General features: G+C 50.1%; 3 protein-coding genes. 1 reads left to right on the top strand and 2 read right to left on the bottom strand.

Translation table 11 applies throughout. The features are described 5' to 3' along the window. Positions 1-518, bottom strand: a 518-nt coding sequence (locus ACEW8P_RS23335; RefSeq protein ID WP_373515472.1) for an RNA polymerase sigma factor, incomplete at its 3' end; no start/stop codon positions are given. A 123-nt stretch (positions 519-641) separates the two neighbouring features. Here ACEW8P_RS23335 and ACEW8P_RS23330 point away from each other — a divergent pair. Then, positions 642-863: a helix-turn-helix domain-containing protein gene (locus tag ACEW8P_RS23330; protein ID WP_373515471.1), complete on the top strand. Its 222-nt coding sequence runs from the start codon at positions 642-644 to the stop codon at positions 861-863. 311 nt (positions 864-1,174) lie between these two features. Here ACEW8P_RS23330 and ACEW8P_RS23325 read toward each other — a convergent pair. Beyond that, positions 1,175-1,923: IclR family transcriptional regulator (locus ACEW8P_RS23325; RefSeq protein WP_373515470.1), on the bottom strand; the 749-nt coding region annotated here is incomplete at its 5' end.

Below are 1,923 nucleotides of genomic sequence, written 5' to 3'. Positions count from 1 at the left end.
TGGGCAATTTCTTCCGTTGACAACTCCTGGTAGAAGCGCAGGTAAAGAACCTCACGCTGCCGGGCGGGGAGTGCGTTCAGTAGCGTATCGAAGGTAGCCCGAACGTCCTCTTCTTGCTCAATTTGAATGAAGGCGTCCTCCACGCTGAGACCGTCGGTCAGGCTTTCGTCCTGCCATTCGGCCGACTGGCTGGTTGGCGACCGTTTCAAACTTTTGAACACCTGGCGCCGGAATGCCTTCATCAGATAAAACTTGACGGAAGGCGTCGATTGGATGGTGGCCCGGTGCAGCCAAAGGTGAATGAGCAGGTCTTGCAACGCATCCTCGACCGTTTGCTGGTTCGGGGTAAACTTCAATCCGTAATGGAGGAGATGCCGATAGTAATGTTCCGCAATCTTGGTAAAAGCCGCTTCGTCACCCAGGCGGAAACGATCCCAGCAATACTGTTCGTCAAAAAGAGCCTGCCGAAAAGCAGGGTGCTGAGTTTGCGATTCAGTATGTTGGGTTGAATTGGCCATACTTGTAAAAGCGAATCGAAAGTCCAAACTACGCGAAGGATGCAAAATTATTGGCTTTTAGCAAGAAAAACTTTTAATAAAGTATTCGATAGTTTTGCATTGTAAAAATGTCAACACTCCCTAATGATACAAGTCATACATCGCGCCCTGGATCTCCTTGAACTAATCGCCATCGAACCGAACCAGCCCAAGGCACTTGGCGAGTTGGCCGATACCCTCGGCCTGAACCACGGCACTTGTGCCAACATTTTGAAGAGGCTCGTCAATCGGGGCTACGTGGAGCAGGCAGCAGCCAAGGAGAGCATAAAAAAGCTTGGGGTAATCCTCGTTAAGCGGCCCTATTAGAAAAATCCTCATTCTCCTCTCATGGAGTGCATCAAAATCCGCATGAAGGACTTCGGCTACAAGCCGGTCGACCTGTCCAAATAGTATGGTGACAAAGGCACCATCAGCAAGGTGTTGAATTACAAGCAGGCCCTCTCCCTGACCATGGTACGCAAGTTAAGCAGGTTGTTACATATTCCGGTAGAAGCTCTGATTGCTGAATATGAATTAAGACAATAACTAAAATTTACGCTTGGCGGTGCGTCAAGCAACTAGCGATGCCCTACGAAAACTGGCTTTTACGAACATGATGCTCTCCACGATAAGGCTTTCTACGACAGCCGGCTCGATATCTGCATTGCAGCTACTGTTATGGCCTTCACAATCTCCCGCTCTTTTTCGGAAGACCAACGAAACTCCGGTAGGAAAACGCTCAATCCGGCCACCATTACCCCCTTAGCAAAAACCGGTACGGCATACCCCTTCACGTGGCGGTCTTGTAGTTGAGTGAATACGATTCCTTCGTGTCTGATTGCCTCGAGTTTCGCTTTCAGAGAATCCAGCGTATTGGCACCGGGCCAAAGTATTTCTTTGGGCAGCCCGTTCACTTCAACAAAGCGTTCCAGATCCTTATGACTTAGATAGGCGATCAGCAGACGGCCACTCGCAGTTTCGTACACATTTCTTTCTGAACGTACTTGAATCTGAATCTCTTGCTTGGAATTGACCACGTTCAAAGTGTAGCGTTTGTGGTTTCGCAGTATTCCAAGAATACAGGACTCGCTCAGCTGGGTGGTCAAGTTTTCCATGATGTCCTGCGACGCCGTGATCAGATCCTGGCCGTAAGCGGTTTCGTTGGTAAGCCGAAAAGCCGCCGGGCCGAGGCAGTAGCCCTTCTTCTTCCCGATATGCTCCATATAGCCCCGGTGAACCAGCGTCTTGATGATGTTGGCCGCCGTGGACTGGTTCAGGGCCAACTCTTCCGAAATCTCAGTGAGGGTGATGGCGTGGCCGTTGCGTTGAGCCACGAGTTCCAAAATATCGAATCCCCGGATAATGACTTGTACCACCTGATTGTACC

Source organism: Persicitalea sp. (genome assembly GCF_041751555.1).
GTDB lineage: Bacteria > Bacteroidota > Bacteroidia > Cytophagales > Spirosomataceae > Persicitalea.
The sequence above is the reverse complement of the archived record's forward strand: the minus strand, read 5'-3'. Positions and strand labels throughout refer to the sequence as shown.